The following is a 1,282-nucleotide window of genomic DNA, read 5'->3' on the forward strand; positions in this document are numbered from 1 at the left end:
ATTTTTTTCATGAGAAACTCCTTTCGGCATGTATCTTTGTTTTCGTTTTCATTATATATTTTTTATTGCTGGCTGATAAGGGACAGATTCTATTATTTGTCCCCTTTTAAACCCGTTTCAAACATTTTTTTGGTAAAATGAAGGAAGTAAAAGAAAGGTTTCCTATGGCATCATCACTCATTACAAAAAAACGGATTGCCAAAGCATTTAGAGACCTATTAGCTACTAGAGAATTTGACAAAATCTCTATTGTAGATATCATGGAATCAGCTGGCATTCGTAGACAGACCTTTTATAATCACTTTCTTGACAAATATGAACTGCTCGACTGGATTTTTGAAACTGACTTAACCGAGTATATCACTAATAACTTGGACTTCATTTCAGGCCAAAAACTATTACAAGAATTATTTCTTTATTTCGAACAAGAGCGTGACTTTTATATTCAACTTTTTGATATTCAAGGGCAAAATAACTTCTATGACCACTTTATAAACTACTGTCGCTTGCTTGTATCAAAGATTTTAAGAGAATACGGTCAGATTGATAGCGATTCATCTGCTTATACTTGTTTTTTGTTAGACTACCATTCACATGCTCTAGCAGAAATCGTGAAGTCTTACGTCAATAAAAAAGTCCAGTTCCACAACCAGACTTTCTAATCATGACAATTATTGGAAAGAGACCACAATGACATTTATTTCAAATCATAAACAGAAAATTATTTCAAGTTACATTTCGGCAACTGTCAGCAGTCATCTTGAATTGAAAAACACCCTACCTTACCATTAGTCTATCAAAAAAATCACAATCCTCATCAGGTTCCAATATTGTCGGGTGGAGGTTCCGGTCACGAACCTGCGCATATTGGATATGTGGGAGAAGGAATGCTTACCGCTGCTATCTATGGCCAATTATTTACTCCTCCTACAAGAACTGAAATCTTAGAGTCCATTCGTTTTTTAAACAATGGTCACGGTGTTTTCATCATTGTAAAAAATTTCGAAGCAGACATCAAAGAATTTAGCTGGGCCATTAATACTGCTAGAAAAGAAGGGATTAAGGTCGGCTATAGTCTAGCACACGACGATATTTCAATTGAACCTCACAATAGATTTCAAATTAGAGGAAGAGGGCTTGCAGGGACTATTTTACTTCATAAAGTTCTAGGATATGCAGCTCAAAATGGTGCCGACATAGAGCAACTAACTGATTTAGGTCATCAGCTTGCTCCCGAAATCGCAACGATTGGCTTTGCAACGAAATCTGCTAGTCTCCCCCA

Annotated in this window: 1 protein-coding gene and 1 pseudogene; both read left to right on the forward strand. The window is 36.0% G+C overall.

The genetic code is table 11. The features are described from left to right. Positions 1-164: 164 nt before the first annotated feature. Positions 165-662: a dihydroxyacetone kinase transcriptional activator DhaS gene (gene dhaS / locus SMIDD26_RS06120; RefSeq protein ID WP_061439510.1), complete on the forward strand. Its 498-nt coding sequence runs from the start codon at positions 165-167 to the stop codon at positions 660-662. A gap of 28 nt (positions 663-690) precedes the next feature. Beyond that, positions 691-1,282 (forward strand): annotated as a pseudogene (locus tag SMIDD26_RS06125) (dihydroxyacetone kinase subunit DhaK); the annotation flags it as partial.

Source organism: Streptococcus mitis, from assembly GCF_001579035.1.
In the GTDB taxonomy this organism is placed as follows: domain Bacteria; phylum Bacillota; class Bacilli; order Lactobacillales; family Streptococcaceae; genus Streptococcus; species Streptococcus mitis_J.

What these genes read in the sequence shown, in the direction of transcription:
- dhaS (WP_061439510.1), top strand. Translation starts at nt 165, where the DNA reads ATGGCATCATCACTCATTACAAAAAAACGGATTGCCAAAGCATTTAGA.